Genomic DNA, 17,049 nt, shown 5'->3' on the forward strand with positions numbered 1-17,049 from the left:
TGGTTTGCTGATCAAATGGCAAAAGAACCAATTTTTCCCGACTACCTCGAACTTGATGCAATCAATAGCATGGGTGAAGGGTGCATGGTGTCGCATCTCGGCATTGTTTTCACTGAAATCGGTCCCGACTATTTAAAAGCGACCATGCCGGTGGATCACCGAACCAAGCAGCCCATGGGATTGTTGCATGGAGGCGCTTCCGTAGCACTTGCTGAAACGATGGGAAGTGTGGGTGCCACCGTATGCATCGATTTGAACAAACAACATGCTGTGGGACTGGAAATCAATACCAACCACATCAAATCAGCTACCAGTGGAGTGGTGACCGGCACTGCAAAGCCTATCCATCTTGGAAAAGGAACGCATGTTTGGAGTATTGAAATTCATAATGAAAACAATCAGCTTGTGGCGATCAGTCGGATTACCATGGCTATCTTAGACAGAAAAAAGTGAAAGAACTCACCGCCATTTTAAGCTTAAAACAGCCGGAGGAGTTAATCAGACAACTCGCCGGATCCGGATATTCATTCGCAATGTGGCGCATGCCGAATGAAACTGAAAGTCATTTCATAATATCTCTCTCAGAAACCAGGCAGGAAACGGACCTTCAATTAGCTAACTCTAAAACCGGATTTTTAATCAATGCCTATGATGCTAACCATCCTATTGCACCTTATTTCATTGAGGCGGATATCGTTATAAAGAATCAGGAAATTTCGATTAATCCAAACATCAGTGATTCGCAAATAGACGCATTCAAGGAGGGAATTCGCAAGACTGGACAATCAAAGCCATTGCCAAAATCAGAGATAGCCGATACCAATGATTTTGAAGCTATGGTACAAAATGCCATTTCAGAAATAAAACAAGGCTCATTTGAGAAAGTGGTGTTATCGAGATTCAGAGATGAGCCCTTACCAGAAAATTTCTCCCCATGGCTTTTCTTTGAAAGCATTTCGAAGACCTACATCAATGCTTTTTGCAGCTTGTGCTTTATTCCCGATAAAGGGATGTGGATTGGTGCAAGCCCTGAATTACTCCTCTCAGATACGAAAGATGCATTTAAAACGGTATCCCTGGCAGGGACTAAGCGATTGGAAAGTGGGCAGAAACTTAGTGAAATAGCCTGGACACAGAAGGAAATTGAGGAGCAGGCACTTGTTAGTCGATATATCATCAATTGTTTCAAGAAAATACGGTTAAGAGAGTTTCATGAGCACGGCCCTAAAACCATTCAGGCAGGCAACCTGGCACATCTCAAAACTGAATTTGTTGTTGATTATTCGGAGGTCATGTTTGAAAATTTGGCTGATCAAATGCTGGAACTGCTACATCCTACTTCAGCGGTCTGTGGGATGCCCATAGAAACTGCCAAGCCTTGGATTGCAGCCACAGAAAAATACGATAGGGAGTTTTACTCCGGCTTTTTGGGCCCTGTCAATTTTGAAGCCAAAACCCAGCTTTTTGTGAATCTTAGATGTATGAAGGTATTTGATGGTTCCATTCGGTTTTACGCAGGGGCCGGGCTGACTGAAGACTCTGATCCACAGAAAGAATTTGAGGAGACGGAGATGAAAATGGATGTTTTGAAATCCATACTTATCAAATCTGATTCCCTTTAGCTTATAAAGGGAATCAGATTATTAAATTAAATTGTGAAGTTGTAGCCTACTCCTATAGCAATGGGTAGGGCCTCATTGAATGATACACCTGAATTTTTTAAATCATCCATATCGTCCTGAAACTCGGAGCTTCTCACAGGAATAGAAAGGGATATTCTCCAAATGTTATTTTTTCTATTCTTAATATTTACACCACCACCGAAAGACGGACCATAATAGATTTCGCTGAATTCATTACTGTTAGAGAATGCATTTTTAACAACAATGGCTGCATTATACCCATACATTGCCATTAAAAAGGGATGGGTCTTATTTTCAGGATTGAATGAGTATTGGATACCAGCGTTTATTCCAATGCCAGCAATAATATAGCCCGCACCAAAAAATCCACCAAAACCACTCTCTGAAATAAAAGTACCATTAACGCCGAAACCGCCATATTCTAAGCCCATGCCAATGCCAATTGAGTTATTTTGGGAATAGGTTGTTGATAGAAACATGAAGAGAGAAAAGACAGCTAATAATAATTTTTTCATTGGTTAATATTTAAGTGAAATTTGGTGCGAATATAGGGCTATATTTTAATCAACAGTTAACTGTGCTTCATCCCCCCGTTTTCAACTCATCTCAGGTATGCGCTCAGCTTGGCGTCAAGCATGCAGTGATGTCTCCAGGTTCCAGAAATGCACCGCTCACCATCTCTTTTGCGCGACAAGAGAAGATTAAGAAATGGATCATTCCGGATGAGCGTTCTGCTGGTTTTATCGCGCTAGGTATTGCTCAGCAGACAAAAACGCCGGTTGTCTTGTGCTGCACAAGTGGCTCAGCCCTACTTAACTATGCCCCAGCAATTGCCGAAGCATATTACAGAGAAATCCCATTGATTGTACTTTCAGCAGACAGACCTCCAGAATTAATTGATCAACGTGATGGACAAACAATTCGCCAGTATGAAGCTTTGAAAAATCACGTAAAGGGTTCGTGGAAACTGCCTACCATTCTGTCCGATATTGATGAAGAAAAATATACCCTGGAACTAATAGATGCTATTCAGGTAAGCCAAAATCTACCACAAGGTCCAGTTCACATCAATATTCCTTTCAAGGAGCCATTCTATCCTACTCCTGATCAGGACTTAAAATTTGAGGATATAGCCCTCCCGGAATCAGAAGTTTCAATAATAAAAAGTGAAATCGACCTTAACATCAGTGACTTTAGGAAAATCCTCATACTTGTAGGTCAGCATTCAAAAGATATCGATTTAAGTTTAAAGCTTCAGGGTGTTTCAGAAAAGATTCCTATTATTAAATCACCTCTCAATAATCTGAATGTAGGGTTGGATCATGTAGATGCTTTCATTGAAGCACAAAGTGAGCTGAAACCAGATCTTTTAATCACGTCGGGACTTTCGGTCCTTTCCAAAAAGCTCAAAACATTCTTGCGTCAGCATAAACCTAGTCGGCACATCCATTTCGATCCTGGCGGGGTAAAAGTGGATACTTATGGTACTAACCCACAGTATATCAAAAGAGATTTGAGTGACTTTTTAAGTCAGCTAAAAGCAAATGAAGTTGACACAAAATATTTGAAGGATTGGCAAAAGTTTGAGAAAACAACCAAGACAGCCATCATGGACTTTATTCCACAAACTTCTTATAGTGAAACCAAGGTTGCTCATACGATTTTAGCATCAATTCCTGAACAATCATTTCTTCATTTAAGCAACTCCATGCCAGTTCGATATGCTGATTTGTTTGGGGTTAAAAAGAATATTGAAGTTTACTCAAATCGAGGAACAAGTGGCATTGACGGATGTACCTCTACCATGATTGGATCTGCGCTTGTAAATGACAATTTACACGTATTGCTGACCGGCGATCTGGCCTTTCTATACGACAGGAATGCGTTCTTTCACAACCATCTACCAGCCAATATTCGAATCATTGTACTAAACAATCAGGGTGGTGGCATTTTTAGATTGATCGAAGGTCCTGTTAGACTTCCTGAGTTGGAAGATTATTTTGAGACACGACACAACCGCACAGCTGAATATATTTGCGCCGAGAACGATTTGGAATACCTGCCAATTAAAGATGAGCAATCACTCGATTCTGTCTTACAATCATTTTATCAGCCAAGTGTAAAAGGTAAGGTGCTGGAGGTATTTACCGATCCGAAAACCAATCAAGAACAATACAAAAAACTAAAGCAATTCATACATGAGCGAATCAACAATTAAGTGGGTCACCGCAGAGGGATTTGAAGATATCACTTATAAGAAATGTGGCAAGGTGGCTCGAATCGCCTTTAACAGGCCGGAAGTAAGAAACGCCTTTCGTCCAAAAACTGTAGCGGAACTCTACAAGGCATTTCTTGATGCAAGAGAGGACGTAAACATTGGAGTGGTTCTTTTAAGTGGTGAAGGACCATCTCCTAAAGATGGTGGCTGGGCTTTTTGCAGCGGCGGTGACCAAAATGCTCGAGGGCATCAAGGTTATGTCGATGAAGACGGCATGCCTAGGTTAAATATTCTTGAAGTACAGCGATTGATTCGATTCATGCCAAAGGTGGTGATTGCAGTTGTGCCGGGCTGGGCTGTAGGTGGTGGTCACAGCTTACACACGGTATGTGATTTAACACTTGCAAGTAAGGAGCACGCCATTTTCAAACAGACTGATGCTGATGTTACCTCATTTGATGGTGGCTATGGTTCTGCTTATTTAGCAAAAATGGTTGGCCAGAAGCGAGCCAGAGAAATATTCTTTCTTGGTCGAAACTATTCAGCTCAGGAAGCTTTTGAAATGGGGATGGTTAATGCGGTAATTCCACACAATCAATTGGAAGATGAAGCCTATCAATGGGCTCAGGAAATCTTAGCTAAGTCCCCTACCTCAATAAAGATGTTGAAGTTTGCATTTAACCTGACCGATGATGGCATGGTAGGTCAGCAGGTGTTTGCCGGGGAGGCAACAAGGCTAGCCTACATGACAGATGAGGCGAAAGAAGGCAGAAACGCTTTCTTAGAGAAACGCAAGCCTAACTTTGATGATATTAAGTGGATACCTTGATAAGAACAATAAAAAAGGGGTGTTTAGCACCCCTTTCCTTTTAATACTGCCTTGTTATTTGAGTAGTTGTACTCTACGTTGAATGTACGAGCAATAATCTCAATAGCATCTTTGGCTTTCTTCTTATTGAATTTAGCGGTGAGCTTACAATTCTTGAACGTAGGATCTTCAAACGAGACTTCAATCCCATAAACATCTTCAATCACCCTTTCAACCTCAGCCATTGTAGAGCCATTGAATGTGATGATCTTAGTTTTCCATGACAGGTAGTTAAGGTCATTGATGTTCCGCTTTATAATTCCCTTGTTGTTATTGCTAACTAGTCCAACTTCTCCTTCACCTAGTTTGACATTGACATCATCATCAACCTTTGCAAGCTTAACCAAACCGGACTCTACCGAAACCTCCGTTTTACCACCATAAGTATCCACGACGAACGAGGTGCCCAAAACTTCAACGGTGGCATTATCTGTGTGAATGATAAAAGGCCTGGACTCATCCCTTTCAATATCAAAATAAGCTTTTCCGGTAATCTTAACCTCCCTTACTGCTTCATTAAAATTAAGGACTTCCATCGAAGAGTTTCCATGAAGCGCGATTCGGCTTCCATCAGACAACTTCTCGTTTGAAAAGTTTGATTCTGAATTTTGGTTGAGAATAAATAAAAGCGAAAGCGCTAATACAAGTACAGCAGCACTTGCATACTTTATCCAACTCCTCAACATAAAAGGAACTTGTTTGCCTTCTTTCTCTCCTAAAATTTCACTCAGAACATGAGCTGGAGGAGCCTCTGAAGGTAGGGATTCCAACCATACAATTTTAGCATCTAAAAATGCTTTTGCATTCGAATCTGATTCTGATCTCCATGTTTCAACTGAGGATATTTCGTCCTTTGATGCATTGCCAGAAAAATATTTTGCTAGTACTTCTTCCATTTTCTTCTTATCGTCTGGTTATTAACAACTTAACTGCCGTTATACCCCTAAGTCTTTTTTACAAATTATCGAATTTTGGATCATAATTTATTGGTACTAAATCCGATGTTCTCTCCCACGACCAATACCCATAGGTTGTCATCCCAAACCGGTCCATAATTTCACCTGACAAATCTAGTCTAACAGATCCACGAAGCAATCTGATTACAGAGATTTGAGGACCTGGTTCTCGAATCAAAATTCCTTCTGGAGATATTGATTTTGAATAGAGTATATCCACAAATCCACTCTTTCTAAGAAAAAGTTCGCTTTCTTTTTCTTTTCTAAACTCAACCACCAAGTGGTTTTTGAAATCTAGCTCATAATGATCTCCCTTAAAGACAATTATGTCAGACGCGTCCAGTTCATTTTCTTTCAAAATCTCAAAATTATCAATGCTTTTCAGTCTATAAATTCTAAACCCTTCTTTCTTGAGATCTCCATTGAGTAGAGATTGCTTGAAGTGGTTAAAAGACCCGTAAAAACTATCTCGCCTATTCTTTCGCCACTCCCTTCGCTCATTACCATTCAATGGTTCAGAGTTTCGAAACCTGATTTTCCCGCGATATCTTAAGTCAGTTTTTTCCTTTTTGAACGACTCAAGGAAATATGTGATTCTGTAACCCAATGCATCATTTCTGATTTGTAATGGATGTTGAGTAAAAGCTCTTAGGATATCGTTGGATTCATCGTAGGTAAAATTTAAAACCTCCGGATTCTCTATAACGCACTTTTCAGCGTTCTCTGATTGCCCAAGGAGTTCTTTTTTGAAAGTAGTGTAATGAGCCAGCCAGCTGTTTTCATTCCTTCGTATTCTGTTGGAAATAACCTCAACCTCCTCAAGCTGCCCTAGATCCAGCTCCATTTGATGGTTCTGAATTCTTGCACCGCCATTGTTTTCAGAAACTTGATAAACAGCATTTTCATAGCCCACGTGAGAAAAGACAATATCATAGTATCCAGGTGGAATGGATTCCAATTTATAGTTTCCGTCTATGTCACTTGATACCCCAATGGTTGTGCCGTCCAAAAATATATTTGCACTGCTGAGAGGCTGATTGTTTTCATCGAACACAGTTCCTGAAATTGTAAAGAAATTCTTCTTCTTAATTACCTGTTGCGGTGGTTCGTAATTGAGAATAATCTGATCCTTGAAGAAGGAGTACTTAAGCCCAGTGCCAATCAAGAGTTTTGACAGAAACTGATCTATAGGTAGGTTATCCCCGGAAATGGTGTACAAGCTTCCTTTTGGAAGCAGCTCTGAATTGTAGCTGAAAAAGTAATCTGTTTGTGCGGTGAGACTATCTAAAATGGTCTCCAGGGTTGCGTCAGTAAAAGATCCGTTAATTCGATCGTTTTTTCGAGATTGACCATGTAAGACTCCCGAAACGAGTAGGCAGAAAATAATAACAAGCCTAGCTCGCATCCCTGAGGTTTTTTAAGTCATGCAGGCTCTCACGAAGAACCTTCAGCGCTTTTCCCATCTGCACCTCTACTGTCTTTACGGAAATACCAAGATGATCTGCTATTTCCTGGTATTTAAGTCCTTCGAATCTGCTTAGCTTAAATATTTCAGAGCACCTGGGTGGAAGCTTATCGATCTCTGCGTGAATCTTTTTTCTTAAAGCATCCGGATCATCTTCCTCAAATTCATTTTGGTATGAAGATTCCATTACATGAATGACATGCTGGCGATAGCCGTCCTTAACCTTTTCATGCTTAATGGTATTCAGGCATGAATTGTGAACAGACCGATACAAATAGCTTTTAATGGAAGAATCTGCCGATAGCGACTCACACTTTTCCCAAAACTTTACGAATACATCCTGCGCAATTTCCTCTGCTTCCTCCCTGGTATCCATGAAGCGGGAGGCATACAAAACCATGATATTATAATATTGATTGAAGACGAGTTCGAAAGCCCGCTTATCTTTGTTTATCAGTCTACCTACAATTACCTCTTCGTTTTCCAAGCGCAGTGATTATTTATTCAAAAAATTTCCGTTTAAAGTTAGAAGAAATTCTAAAAGAAGAGCTTCCAACAGAAACTTATAACGATACTGAAAAGAATGTGTTAAAAATCGTTCGAAATTGGCATTCGGACAAGTCCTATTTTTTCCATCAGACTTCTGGCTCCACGGGTGCGCCAAAGCAAATTGAAATCTCCCGTGAGAAGATAAAATACAGTTCACAGGCTACAATGTCATTTATAGGTTCAAAGGCTACTATCAATAACAGTTTACTTTGCATTAACCCTGAGTTTATTGGTGGCGCGATGGTGATTTACCGGGCATTAATTTATGATTTGGATATTCACATAGTAGAACCAGAAACAGATTTCATGACGCACCTAGATTCTGAATCCAAGTTCGATTTGGTTTCGGTAGTGCCGATGCAATTCGAAAAACTTACTCAAGATCAAATATCAAGATTTAAAGTCATCCTTATCGGAGGTGCTCCAATGCCTATAAAAAATGAATCTTATAGAGCTCAAGTGTTCTCTACTTTCGGCATGACTGAGACAGTATCTCATATTGCTTTGAGACCTTTGTCTGATGAAATTTTTACAGCAACAGGTGATACGGAAATTGCGATTGAGAAAGATCATTCGTTGAAAATAAAAGGAACAATTACAGATCATAAATGGCTAAAAACCAACGATTTAATTGAGTTAATTTCAAATAAATCTTTTAAATGGTTAGGTAGAAAGGATTTTATAATCAACTCTGGCGGTATTAAGCTAAATCCAGAAACAATCGAGCAGAGTTTGCAAGACCAGATCGAAGGAGACTTTATGGTTGGATCAATGGCAGATGAAAAACTAGGGAGAAAGGTAATTTTGCTATTAGAACAGGATCATAAGCTTATTGATTTCTCAAGACTGGAAACCTATCAAAAGCCAAAGGAAGTTTTTTTCAACCAGCGAATATTCAAAACAGCATCCAATAAAATTGACAGATTAAAAACCCAAGAATTCTTTGAAGCTAGCTTATGAAATTAACGCTCTCATATCAGCCACTTGAACTCCTCCCTCCTTTTGCCTATGCAGCAGTTTTCAAAATTGAAGTGGAAGATGAAGTTATTTCCGCACAGCTCGATATTGAATACTTAGGAAGAGAACATGTCAGTGATGATGAGTTAAAAGCAGAAGGATTCACAAAAAATGATGACTTTTCCTGGAGCGGAGAACTTGATGCTAGATGGAAGCAGGATTTAGTGTATTTCGAAAATCAAGACACACAGTCTGAGCCAGATGAACATACCTATCTTCACATCCATATGAACGGAGTGGACAAGGGCTTTCCAAAGCATTCAGGAGAAGCAGAAATGAGATTTCAGGAACTGATGCAAGCTGTGCTAGAAACATCAGAAATTGAGTCCCCTCTTGAAGCTGAAGTTTTGGTCGGTAATATTCATTATGCCCTTCAATGGTCATTTCAAAAACGACAGGTTTCAATAAATAAGTTGTCCAGCTATAACTGGGAAGTGGGCAGGGACCTAATGTCTATCCTATTTAATCGTGATTTCGAATCATTGAAGCCAAGCAAAAAGACAACTGCCAATACTATTAATCCTGGAGATGGATTTTGGTATCCTATTGAGGAAACCAAATCAATAAATAGTATCTCACGTTTGGTGAATCAATTGACATCCTGACCAACCGGACTTTGCTATTGAGAAGCGAATCGGTTAACTTGATGGACTATTAACCTTAACTATTCAACCTCAAACCAAATCAAATGAAAAGCTTAGGATTTCTTGGGAAACTCATGTATGCGGGACCAATGGCAATGTTCGGGATTTTTCACCTCATGGGAGCCGACGATATGGCGGGAATGGTTCCAGATTTTTTCCCCGCACCAGTCTTTTTTGTTTACCTAGCAGGGGTCGCATTCATATTAGCCGCAGTGGCTATAATCATCGGTAAAAAAGCAAAATTAGCAACACAGCTTTTGGGACTTATGATAGCATTGTTTGCCGTATTGATACAATTACCAGGATTCCTAAATCAGGATCCAGTTAGCTCAGCTATGTTTTTGAAAGATGTCGCATTGGCAGGTGGGGCATGGTACATGAGTGCTCACCTCACAAATTAAAAATAAACCTTAATCTAGGGATTCTAGATAAGTATGAAGAGGAGCCTCCTGATTCAATTCAGGAGGTTTTTTTATTTAAAACAAGCTATACGATCCACCACTTCGAAAATGTGAAGTTTCAAGTGGCGGCATCTCCCTATTTTTAAAATATTTGCGCTTGCTCACCTCAAATAGTTTTCGAATAATTTCTGCAATATTCCCCTCTCCCTTTATCCTCCGACCAAACTCACTATCACTTACATTTCCTCCATGCAATTCCTGTATCTGATTCCACACTTTATCAGCTCGGTCAGGGTAAGATTTTGTGAGCCAGTCCTTGAATATCTTACCTATCTGACCATTCAGTCTCACCACAGTATAGCTGGCAAATCGAGCACCAGCATCTGCGCTCAATCTCAAAATCTCAGGTGTTTCATAATGATTGAGCCCCGGAATAATCGGAGCGTTCATTACTCCAACAGGAATGCCATTTTCAGCCAATGCTTCCATGGCTTTTAGCTTTTTCACAGCACTGGCAGTTCGCGGCTCCAGCTTCTGACGGAGTTTCTCATCCAGTGAAGTGATAGAAAAAATAACATGAACCAGGCTTGATTTTGCCAACTCTTTTAGAATATCTAGGTCTCTCGTAACAAGCGCATTCTTTGTTATGATTCCGACCGGATTCTGATACTTGTTAAAAACCTGGAGCAATTGTCTGGTGATCCCAAACTTCTTTTCCAGTGGTTGATAGCAATCTGTATTGCCACTTAGCATAATAGTCCGAGGCTTCCATGAAGGACGGAGAAACTCACGCTCTAATAGCTGAGGCGCTTCTGGTTTCACAATTATCTTAGTTTCAAAATCTAACCCGGCACTAAACCCCCAGTACTCATGGGAATTGCGAGCGTAGCAATACACACAGCCATGCTCACATCCCTGGTAGGGATTGATAGATGCTGAAGGGCCAATGTCAGGACTGCTATTGGTAGAAATGATTTTTTTGGGTGTCTCATGGAAAATTTCTGTTCTGGGTTTCTCCAGCATTAGCTCCTCATCCAATCCATCCAATGAGTCAGTGGATAGACTGAGCGCTGAATACTTATTAGGAACGTTTATTTGGGCACCTTTTCCCTTCAAATAATCCATACTTAAAAATACTAAAAATATTAGTATTTTGTAATTATCTTGATTTTGAAAAAGTAAAGGCGCTGACCAAGCCAACTACGGCACCCATCAAATGAGACTCCCAGCTGATTCGATCATCAAGGGGAAAGATGCCGTAAGCCATGCTACCATAAACAAAGATGACCACCGCACTTATGATTACCGATTTAAAATTTCTTTTGAATAATCCGTAGAAGACAAGAAAAGAGGCAAGCGCATAAATGAGGCCACTAGCTCCGATGTGATAAAAAGGTCTTCCAAATACCCAAACAAGGATATTGGTAAAGAAGTATGCGTGAAGGAAAACCCGTGAGGCGATGCTAGGGTAAAAGAAGAAAACACTACCTCCCAGGACTAGCAAAGGAACTGTGTTAGAAGCGAGGTGATTGAAGTTGCCGTGAAGCAGGGGTGCCATTACCACACCAACAAGTCCAGTTATTTCCCTTGGGTAGATCCCTAGGTACCCTAAATCAATTTGCAGATAAAATTCAATTGTGAACACAAGCCACATAAAGAAGCAGAGCCTGAGTGGGGGGACAATTCCTGACTTGTGCATACGGTTAAATTAAATAAAAAACCCTGACTCCAAGGAAGTCAGGGTTCATATTCATTTTACTGAATTTCTATTCAATCTCTTTGATCATCTTTAGCTCCATAAGCTTGGACTCTTCATAGCTTACAGACAAATACCCCAATACCCCACCTGATGCCTCAGCAATTCTTTTTGCCAAGTCTTTGAGGCTTGCGTGGTATTTAATGGCAAAATTCTTATCAATCTTAGGTAAAATAAAATTAAGCTTTCTTAATTCTGTTGTAATCGCAGAAATTCTTGCTTCGGTACCTGAAGGTAACTCGTCAATTAACCTATTGAAGTTAGCCTCAAACTGCTCACCTACCTGAACGTAAAATTCATGCAATTGCTCTCTTGATCTGCTCTGCTTGCTTCGTGCTACATCAATAGCCTCTTTACGCTCAGACTTGTCTATCTTGCCATCAGCACCGGCAATCAAAATTGCAACATAAACAGGTGCCTGAAGCATAACCTGAATTTCATCTTCTCTTAGTGGTTCAAATTCTGGGATCATTCCTTTTTGGGATTTCAAATTTAAGGCTCGAAAATACGAAATTATTTCTGTGATGGTAATGACATCATCCCTAAATTTTAGTTATGTTTTTTACCTAGAGAGCCTTAGTTTTATCTGCAAGATTAAGCGATTATGTAAAAAATAGATTTTACTTACCTGGAAGTGCTGAGTGAAGATGATGAGGACTTCAAGGAGGAGTTTATCACGACCTTTGAAGACACTTATGTTTCGCTGGTACAAAAAATGAAAGATGAGCTTGAGGCGGGAGATTTAGATAACCTATCCAAGTCAGCTCACCAGTTGAAACCTTCGGCAAAGATGATTCAACTGAGATGTGGAGAGATACTGGAGGAACTTCAATATGATCCCACAAAAGCTACAAAAGAGATCATTGAGGATATAAACACCCAATGTGAAGATGCTTTGAAACAGCTCAAAGATTGGGCAGGAAAATGATCAAATAGAAAGCTGGATCTCCTCTCCCAGGTATTTGGGTTTGCGCTGAAGTACATAAAGATCCAGCACAGCCATTGTTCGAGCCAGTACTTCTCTGAATGCTAACATGTTTCCAACAGGGCCCCCATCGTCTGCAGACACTGCGACTGCCTCCATTTCAAAATAGTTGGCGATGAAGAGCGAACGATAACAATGAAATTCCTGGGTGACAATGGTCACTTTATTTTGTCCGAAAACTTCCTTGCACCTGACTACAGAATCGAGCGTTCTCAACCCGGCAAAATCAAGTGAGATATGCTCCTCCGGGATATTAAGATCACCAAGCGCCTTAAGCATGTCACGAGGTTCATTATAATACTTCGTTCGGTTGTCTCCACTGACCAAAATGTGTTTGACTTTCTCACCCGCATGCAATGCCGCTGCAGTTTGCATCCGCTCCATAAAAAATCTATTAGGCTTACCCTCTGTGGTGCGTTTACTCGTGCCCAATACAAGCGCCACGTCATTGATTGGGCTGTTCATATCATCATAAATGAGGTCTTTGGTGGACTGAACCACCCAAATATTGGTGCCTAACACGAATAAAAAGATGGTGATTGATATCCAGGCTCCCAGGCGAATGAGTTTTTTGGCGGTGGCTTTATTCATACAGCAATTCCTTTCGATTTCAATATCAGATCGGCCTCCCTCACGATTTTGCGATACCACTCAGAACGAAGAGCCAGCTTCTCTTCTTCTTTTAACGGAGGCAATCCATTGAGTTTTGATTTTAACACGGTTAGAAAAATTGCAGCACTTACGGACAGATTGAAACTCTCGGTAAAGCCACTCATAGGGATATGAACAAATCCATCAGCATTCTCCCCTGCTTCCCGTGTAATCCCATCGGCCTCCGTGCCAAAAACAATGGCTGTCTTCATGGCAGGATCAATATCATCAATTGATCGGGAAGTCTCATGAAGGGAAGTTGCAAAAATCTGATAGCCTTGCTCTCGAAGTGACTGATAGCACTCAGCAATATTGTCATTCGCTTTATTGTGATGATGCATGGTCACCCACTTTGCAGCTCCCTGGCTGATGATTGGGTTTACCGTGTAGTCATTTTTGTTTTTTATAAAATGAAGATCCTGGATACCCATACACTCGGCTGTTCGCAATACGGCACTTACATTGTGAGGCTTATCGATATCCTCGAAAACAAGTGTCAAATGCCTGGTCCGCTGACTCAATACACGATCGATGTGTGTTTTCTTATTTTCCGAGACAAATTCTCCAAGGATATCGATGACCTGTTGGTGATTCATTACTCCTTCTTTTCACCGAACAACCCCAATTGATTCTCCTCTTCTTCTACTTCACTTTTGATTGTATTCTTAATTGCGTCCAGATCAATTTCAGATTGCTTTGGTACTTCTTTTGCCTCCTTGATCAGGTCCACAGAAATCACCTGCTGCACCGGAAGCTTATTTCCTATGGCTTTCCATCCTTTGATATCAATCAGACTCATCAAATCCAGCTTTTTCTTTTCGTGCTTACGCCCATCCTTGTACGTCACTTCCACATCTGTATCTATTCCCTTCGATATGAACATCAGCTTGGAGCTTCTAGCCTCCGTCACAAAAGAGAATTTCTTATTCGGTGTATTAGTCTCAATGATGAATCGCTTCACGAAGTAATTCTTAGTGTCGCCATCATAGTGGATCGCATTGAATGAGGCATCCTGATCTAATTTGTAGATGCCCATCAAACTATTGAAGTCATAGTGATTTGTTAGCTCAAAAGAGGTGGTCTCATAAGTTCCGTCCTTATAAAACGCCACGATCTGATCTTCAGACATAAAGTTCCCCAATAAGTTACCTCGCTCCTCTCGGTTTAGCCTTCCTACGGTAGGATCGTACCAAATATCCACACCCCCCAGAGTCGACTTTCCTTCTTCTTTCAAAACAATCTTACGAACCGGGTACTTAGTTAGAATATTACCTCCGGCTCCCCGACCTTTGATTTCCAATTCAGAGAAGTCAAAGTCAAACACCTTTTTCCTAGCTTTGCTTGCCTGAGTCAGCGAAACGGTTACAATCTCTGCCTCACCATTCGGATTGGCAGTGAAATAGTGGACCCTGCCTTTTCCTCCTTTGGTCAGGTCATATTCCCTATCTCTTGTTACTGACAATACCTGAAAGCGCTTCACATATGAGTTACCAGACTTGGCATCAACATAAGCCATGTTGTAGACCATACGCTCGTCATTTTTCTTGAAAACTCCAGCATATAAAATATCCTTACCTACGAAAGTCTTGTCCTGTATCTTGGTCACCACACACTTACCATCTTTCGTAAAAGCGATGATGTCATCGATATCAGAGCATTCGCATACAAACTCATCTTTTTTCAAACCATAGCCAACAAATCCGTCTTGCCTATTCACATACAGTTTGGCATTATTCGCCGCTACAACGGTTACATTGATGGTGTCGAAATTGGTAATTTCCGTTTTACGCTCCCGACCCTTTCCATACTTATCGAGTAAATTCTGATAGTAGGAAATAGCAAATTCAGTCAGGTTATTAAGGTTGTAATCTACCTCAGCAATCTTTTCCTGCAGCTCTTTGATCTGCGCATCCACTTTACTTGTATCAAAGCGCGTGATGCTACTAAGTGGCTTATCAATTAGCCTCTTATAATCTTCATTGGTTATTTCCCGGTAGAACTGATCAAAGAATGGAGAGAATAACTGATTCAATACCTCATAGCATTTTTGAAGATCGCCAGAGTTCTCGTATGCTGAGTTTTTATACATCCCCTCATTGATGAAAATCCTAAGCAAATCGCTAAAAAAGATTTTCTCCTTCAGTTCTGCTTTTTCAATTTCTAGCTCTTGTCTGAGCAAATCAACCGTCTGATCTACAGACTGCTTCAATATCTCTGAAACCCCAATGAAATGCGGCTTATCATTGATGATGACGCAAGCATTAGGTGAAATAGATACTTCGCAATCTGTAAAAGCATAAAGGGCATCCATGGTAATGTCAGGCGAGGTACCTGATGCCAGGCTCACTAAGATCTCGATATCCTTGGCGGTATTGTCAATTACCTGCTTGATCTTGATCTTGCCCTTGTCGTTAGCTTTTACAATGGATTCGATCAATGAGGTGGTGGTGGTTCCGTAAGGAATGTCACGAATGGCCAATGTGGATTTATCCACTTCTTCAATAGTCGCACGAACACGTACTTTGCCGCCTCGCTGACCATCATTGTAGTCCGTAACATCAATTTTACCTCCCGTAAGAAAATCAGGATAAAGCTTTACTTTCTTTCCTTTCAGGGTGGCTATACACCCTTCCAAAATCTCACAAAAGTTGTGAGGAAGCATTTTAGTAGAAAGTCCAACAGCAATCCCTTCCACGCCTTGCGCAAGCAGCAATGGGAATTTAACAGGGAAAGTGACCGGTTCCTTCTTTCTGCCATCGTATGATAGCTGCCATTCAGTAGTTTGAGGGTTGAAGATTACCTCCAAAGCGAACTTTGAAAGTCGGGCTTCAATGTATCGGGCTGCTGCTGCAGAATCTCCGGTTCTCACATCTCCCCAGTTACCCTGAGTATCGATAAGCAAATCCTTCTGACCCAGATTCACAATGGCATCTCCAATGGAAGCATCCCCGTGCGGATGGTATTGCATCGCACTACCGATGATGTTTGCTACTTTGTTGTAGCGTCCGTCATCCATTTCTTTCATGGCGTGCAGAATCCTTCGCTGAACTGGCTTCAGTCCGTCATTTATAGCCGGAACAGCCCGTTCAAGGATTACATATGATGCATAATCCAAAAACCAGTTTTCGTACATCCCCGATATCGGGATCACATCATGAATTTCTTCCTCTTTTTCGTGTTCTTCTCCCATTTACTAACAATATTCAATCAACTTCTTTTTAATTATTGACCAGATGATGGATTAAATCCTTACACATCTGGTACTCATCAATTGCCAAACTTTTGCGCCTTCTCCACAAGGTAGACTCATCCTTTTGCTGGATTTTGGCTAATGCTTTATAATCGTGTCCTTGCAAGAATCCAGAAACCGTACTTCGGTCTTTTGGATGCCACCCATCGATGAAATGCTGAGTAACCCTCATCATCTTGTTGATCTCAATTGAGGACTTGGTGGAAACAAAAAACCGATTTGTATCTTTCTTCATTTCACTCAACCTTTTTCTGGCATTCGTAAAACCAGATCCTGTCATTTCAGTAGCATTCTCCCGATTAATAGCTGATTCTACAACTCCTTCATAAAGGACATACCTAAGCTTAAAATCAAACTCTTCTTCCAATATGTACTCCTCCATGGCAAGTATGATGTCTATACCCGATTGCGCTGTTGATACAACTCCTTCAAATCCCTCACCAAATACAATGGTTAATGGAGATTCTAGGGATTCACTGTAAATCTTATTTGTGTAGCTAAGAACCATTTGGAAGTCTGTAAACAGCTGACTCCCATCCACTTCGTGGCTCACCACATCTCCTATCAATATGAATCGCTTCTTAGCTTCCATAACCCTAAATCAAATTTATTGCGTTTTTTATACAAAATTTTATGTTTTGCATAA

19 protein-coding genes are annotated in these 17,049 nt (G+C 40.7%); 8 read left to right on the top strand and 11 right to left on the bottom strand.

Annotated features, from left to right (window positions below):
* Positions 1–15: 15 nt before the first annotated feature.
* Both ACEQZT_RS02880 and ACEQZT_RS02885 read left to right on the top strand, forming a co-directional pair.
* A complete protein-coding gene (locus ACEQZT_RS02880) occupies positions 16–453 on the top strand; it encodes a hotdog fold thioesterase (protein WP_370087043.1) in 438 nt (145 codons plus the stop codon).
* The gene (locus ACEQZT_RS02885; protein WP_370087045.1) at positions 450–1,622 is read left to right on the top strand and encodes an isochorismate synthase; all 1,173 of its coding nucleotides are present in this window, start codon (positions 450–452) and stop codon (positions 1,620–1,622) included. Before ACEQZT_RS02880 ends, ACEQZT_RS02885 begins: the two co-directional genes overlap by 4 nt.
* Before the next feature lie 26 nt (positions 1,623–1,648).
* On the opposite strand, the gene ACEQZT_RS02890 is transcribed toward ACEQZT_RS02885, so the two are convergent.
* A complete protein-coding gene (locus tag ACEQZT_RS02890; RefSeq protein ID WP_370087047.1) occupies positions 1,649–2,158 on the bottom strand; it encodes a hypothetical protein in 510 nt (169 codons plus the stop codon).
* Between the two features lie 62 nt (positions 2,159–2,220).
* Between ACEQZT_RS02890 and menD the strand changes: the two genes are divergently transcribed.
* Together menD and ACEQZT_RS02900 are read left to right on the top strand one after the other, a co-directional pair.
* Positions 2,221–3,861 carry a 2-succinyl-5-enolpyruvyl-6-hydroxy-3-cyclohexene-1-carboxylic-acid synthase gene (gene menD, locus ACEQZT_RS02895; protein WP_370087049.1) on the top strand — a complete coding sequence of 547 codons (1,641 nt, stop codon included), beginning with the start codon at positions 2,221–2,223 and terminating at the stop codon, positions 3,859–3,861.
* A complete protein-coding gene (locus tag ACEQZT_RS02900; RefSeq protein WP_370087051.1) occupies positions 3,842–4,690 on the top strand; it encodes a 1,4-dihydroxy-2-naphthoyl-CoA synthase in 849 nt (282 codons plus the stop codon). The genes menD and ACEQZT_RS02900 overlap by 20 nt, the downstream gene beginning before the upstream one ends.
* A gap of 23 nt (positions 4,691–4,713) precedes the next feature.
* Here ACEQZT_RS02900 and ACEQZT_RS02905 read toward each other — a convergent pair whose 3' ends face one another.
* The 3 genes from ACEQZT_RS02905 to ACEQZT_RS02915 are packed head-to-tail and all read right to left on the bottom strand — an operon-like array spanning position 4,714 to position 7,637.
* Positions 4,714–5,625, bottom strand: coding sequence for a FecR family protein (locus ACEQZT_RS02905; protein ID WP_370087053.1), 912 nt, complete (start codon positions 5,623–5,625; stop codon positions 4,714–4,716).
* 58 nt (positions 5,626–5,683) lie between these two features.
* Positions 5,684–7,090, bottom strand: a complete 1,407-nt coding sequence (locus ACEQZT_RS02910; protein ID WP_370087055.1) for a carboxypeptidase-like regulatory domain-containing protein — start codon at positions 7,088–7,090, stop codon at positions 5,684–5,686.
* Entirely contained in the window at positions 7,080–7,637 is a 558-nt protein-coding gene (locus ACEQZT_RS02915) for an RNA polymerase sigma-70 factor (protein ID WP_370087057.1), read from the bottom strand. The genes ACEQZT_RS02910 and ACEQZT_RS02915 overlap by 11 nt, the downstream gene beginning before the upstream one ends.
* A gap of 5 nt (positions 7,638–7,642) precedes the next feature.
* Between ACEQZT_RS02915 and ACEQZT_RS02920 the strand changes: the two genes are divergently transcribed.
* The 3 genes from ACEQZT_RS02920 to ACEQZT_RS02930 all read left to right on the top strand — a co-directional run bounded on the left by ACEQZT_RS02920 (position 7,643) and on the right by ACEQZT_RS02930 (position 9,761).
* Positions 7,643–8,659, top strand: a complete 1,017-nt coding sequence (locus ACEQZT_RS02920) for an AMP-binding protein (protein ID WP_370087059.1) — start codon at positions 7,643–7,645, stop codon at positions 8,657–8,659.
* Complete coding sequence (locus tag ACEQZT_RS02925) at positions 8,656–9,321, top strand: hypothetical protein (protein ID WP_370087061.1); 666 nt, start codon at positions 8,656–8,658, stop codon at positions 9,319–9,321. Before ACEQZT_RS02920 ends, ACEQZT_RS02925 begins: the two co-directional genes overlap by 4 nt.
* 83 nt (positions 9,322–9,404) lie before the next feature.
* On the top strand, positions 9,405–9,761 hold the full coding sequence (locus tag ACEQZT_RS02930; protein ID WP_370087062.1) for a DoxX family protein: 357 nt from the start codon (positions 9,405–9,407) through the stop codon (positions 9,759–9,761).
* Between the two features lie 75 nt (positions 9,762–9,836).
* Here the strand turns inward: ACEQZT_RS02930 and ACEQZT_RS02935 are convergent, their stop codons facing one another.
* The 3 genes from ACEQZT_RS02935 to ACEQZT_RS02945 form a co-directional block, all read right to left on the bottom strand.
* On the bottom strand, positions 9,837–10,886 hold the full coding sequence (locus ACEQZT_RS02935; protein ID WP_370087064.1) for a PA0069 family radical SAM protein: 1,050 nt from the start codon (positions 10,884–10,886) through the stop codon (positions 9,837–9,839).
* Positions 10,887–10,920: 34 nt separating this feature from the next.
* On the bottom strand, positions 10,921–11,460 hold the full coding sequence (locus ACEQZT_RS02940; RefSeq protein WP_370087068.1) for a rhomboid family intramembrane serine protease: 540 nt from the start codon (positions 11,458–11,460) through the stop codon (positions 10,921–10,923).
* A 67-nt stretch (positions 11,461–11,527) separates the two neighbouring features.
* Positions 11,528–11,989: a hypothetical protein gene (locus tag ACEQZT_RS02945; protein ID WP_370087070.1), complete on the bottom strand. Its 462-nt coding sequence runs from the start codon at positions 11,987–11,989 to the stop codon at positions 11,528–11,530.
* 162 nt (positions 11,990–12,151) lie between these two features.
* On the opposite strand from ACEQZT_RS02945, the gene ACEQZT_RS02950 reads away from it, so the two are divergent.
* Positions 12,152–12,445: an Hpt domain-containing protein gene (locus ACEQZT_RS02950; protein WP_370087072.1), complete on the top strand. Its 294-nt coding sequence runs from the start codon at positions 12,152–12,154 to the stop codon at positions 12,443–12,445.
* Here ACEQZT_RS02950 and ACEQZT_RS02955 read toward each other — a convergent pair whose 3' ends face one another.
* Genes ACEQZT_RS02955 through ACEQZT_RS02970 form a run of 4 tightly spaced genes read right to left on the bottom strand, consistent with a single transcriptional unit; the run spans position 12,446 to position 16,995 of the window.
* The gene (locus ACEQZT_RS02955; RefSeq protein ID WP_370087074.1) at positions 12,446–13,093 is read right to left on the bottom strand and encodes a vancomycin high temperature exclusion protein; all 648 of its coding nucleotides are present in this window, start codon (positions 13,091–13,093) and stop codon (positions 12,446–12,448) included.
* Complete coding sequence (locus tag ACEQZT_RS02960) at positions 13,090–13,749, bottom strand: TrmH family RNA methyltransferase (protein ID WP_370087076.1); 660 nt, start codon at positions 13,747–13,749, stop codon at positions 13,090–13,092. Before ACEQZT_RS02960 ends, ACEQZT_RS02955 begins: the two co-directional genes overlap by 4 nt.
* Positions 13,749–16,343 (bottom strand): DNA gyrase/topoisomerase IV subunit A, encoded by a 2,595-nt coding sequence (locus ACEQZT_RS02965; protein WP_370087077.1) that lies wholly within the window; start codon positions 16,341–16,343, stop codon positions 13,749–13,751. Before ACEQZT_RS02965 ends, ACEQZT_RS02960 begins: the two co-directional genes overlap by 1 nt.
* 28 nt (positions 16,344–16,371) lie before the next feature.
* Entirely contained in the window at positions 16,372–16,995 is a 624-nt protein-coding gene (locus ACEQZT_RS02970; protein ID WP_370087078.1) for a hypothetical protein, read from the bottom strand.
* Positions 16,996–17,049 lie beyond the last annotated feature (54 nt).

The sequence above is a fragment of the Ekhidna sp. genome (assembly GCF_964218185.1).
Classification (GTDB): domain Bacteria; phylum Bacteroidota; class Bacteroidia; order Cytophagales; family Cyclobacteriaceae; genus Ekhidna.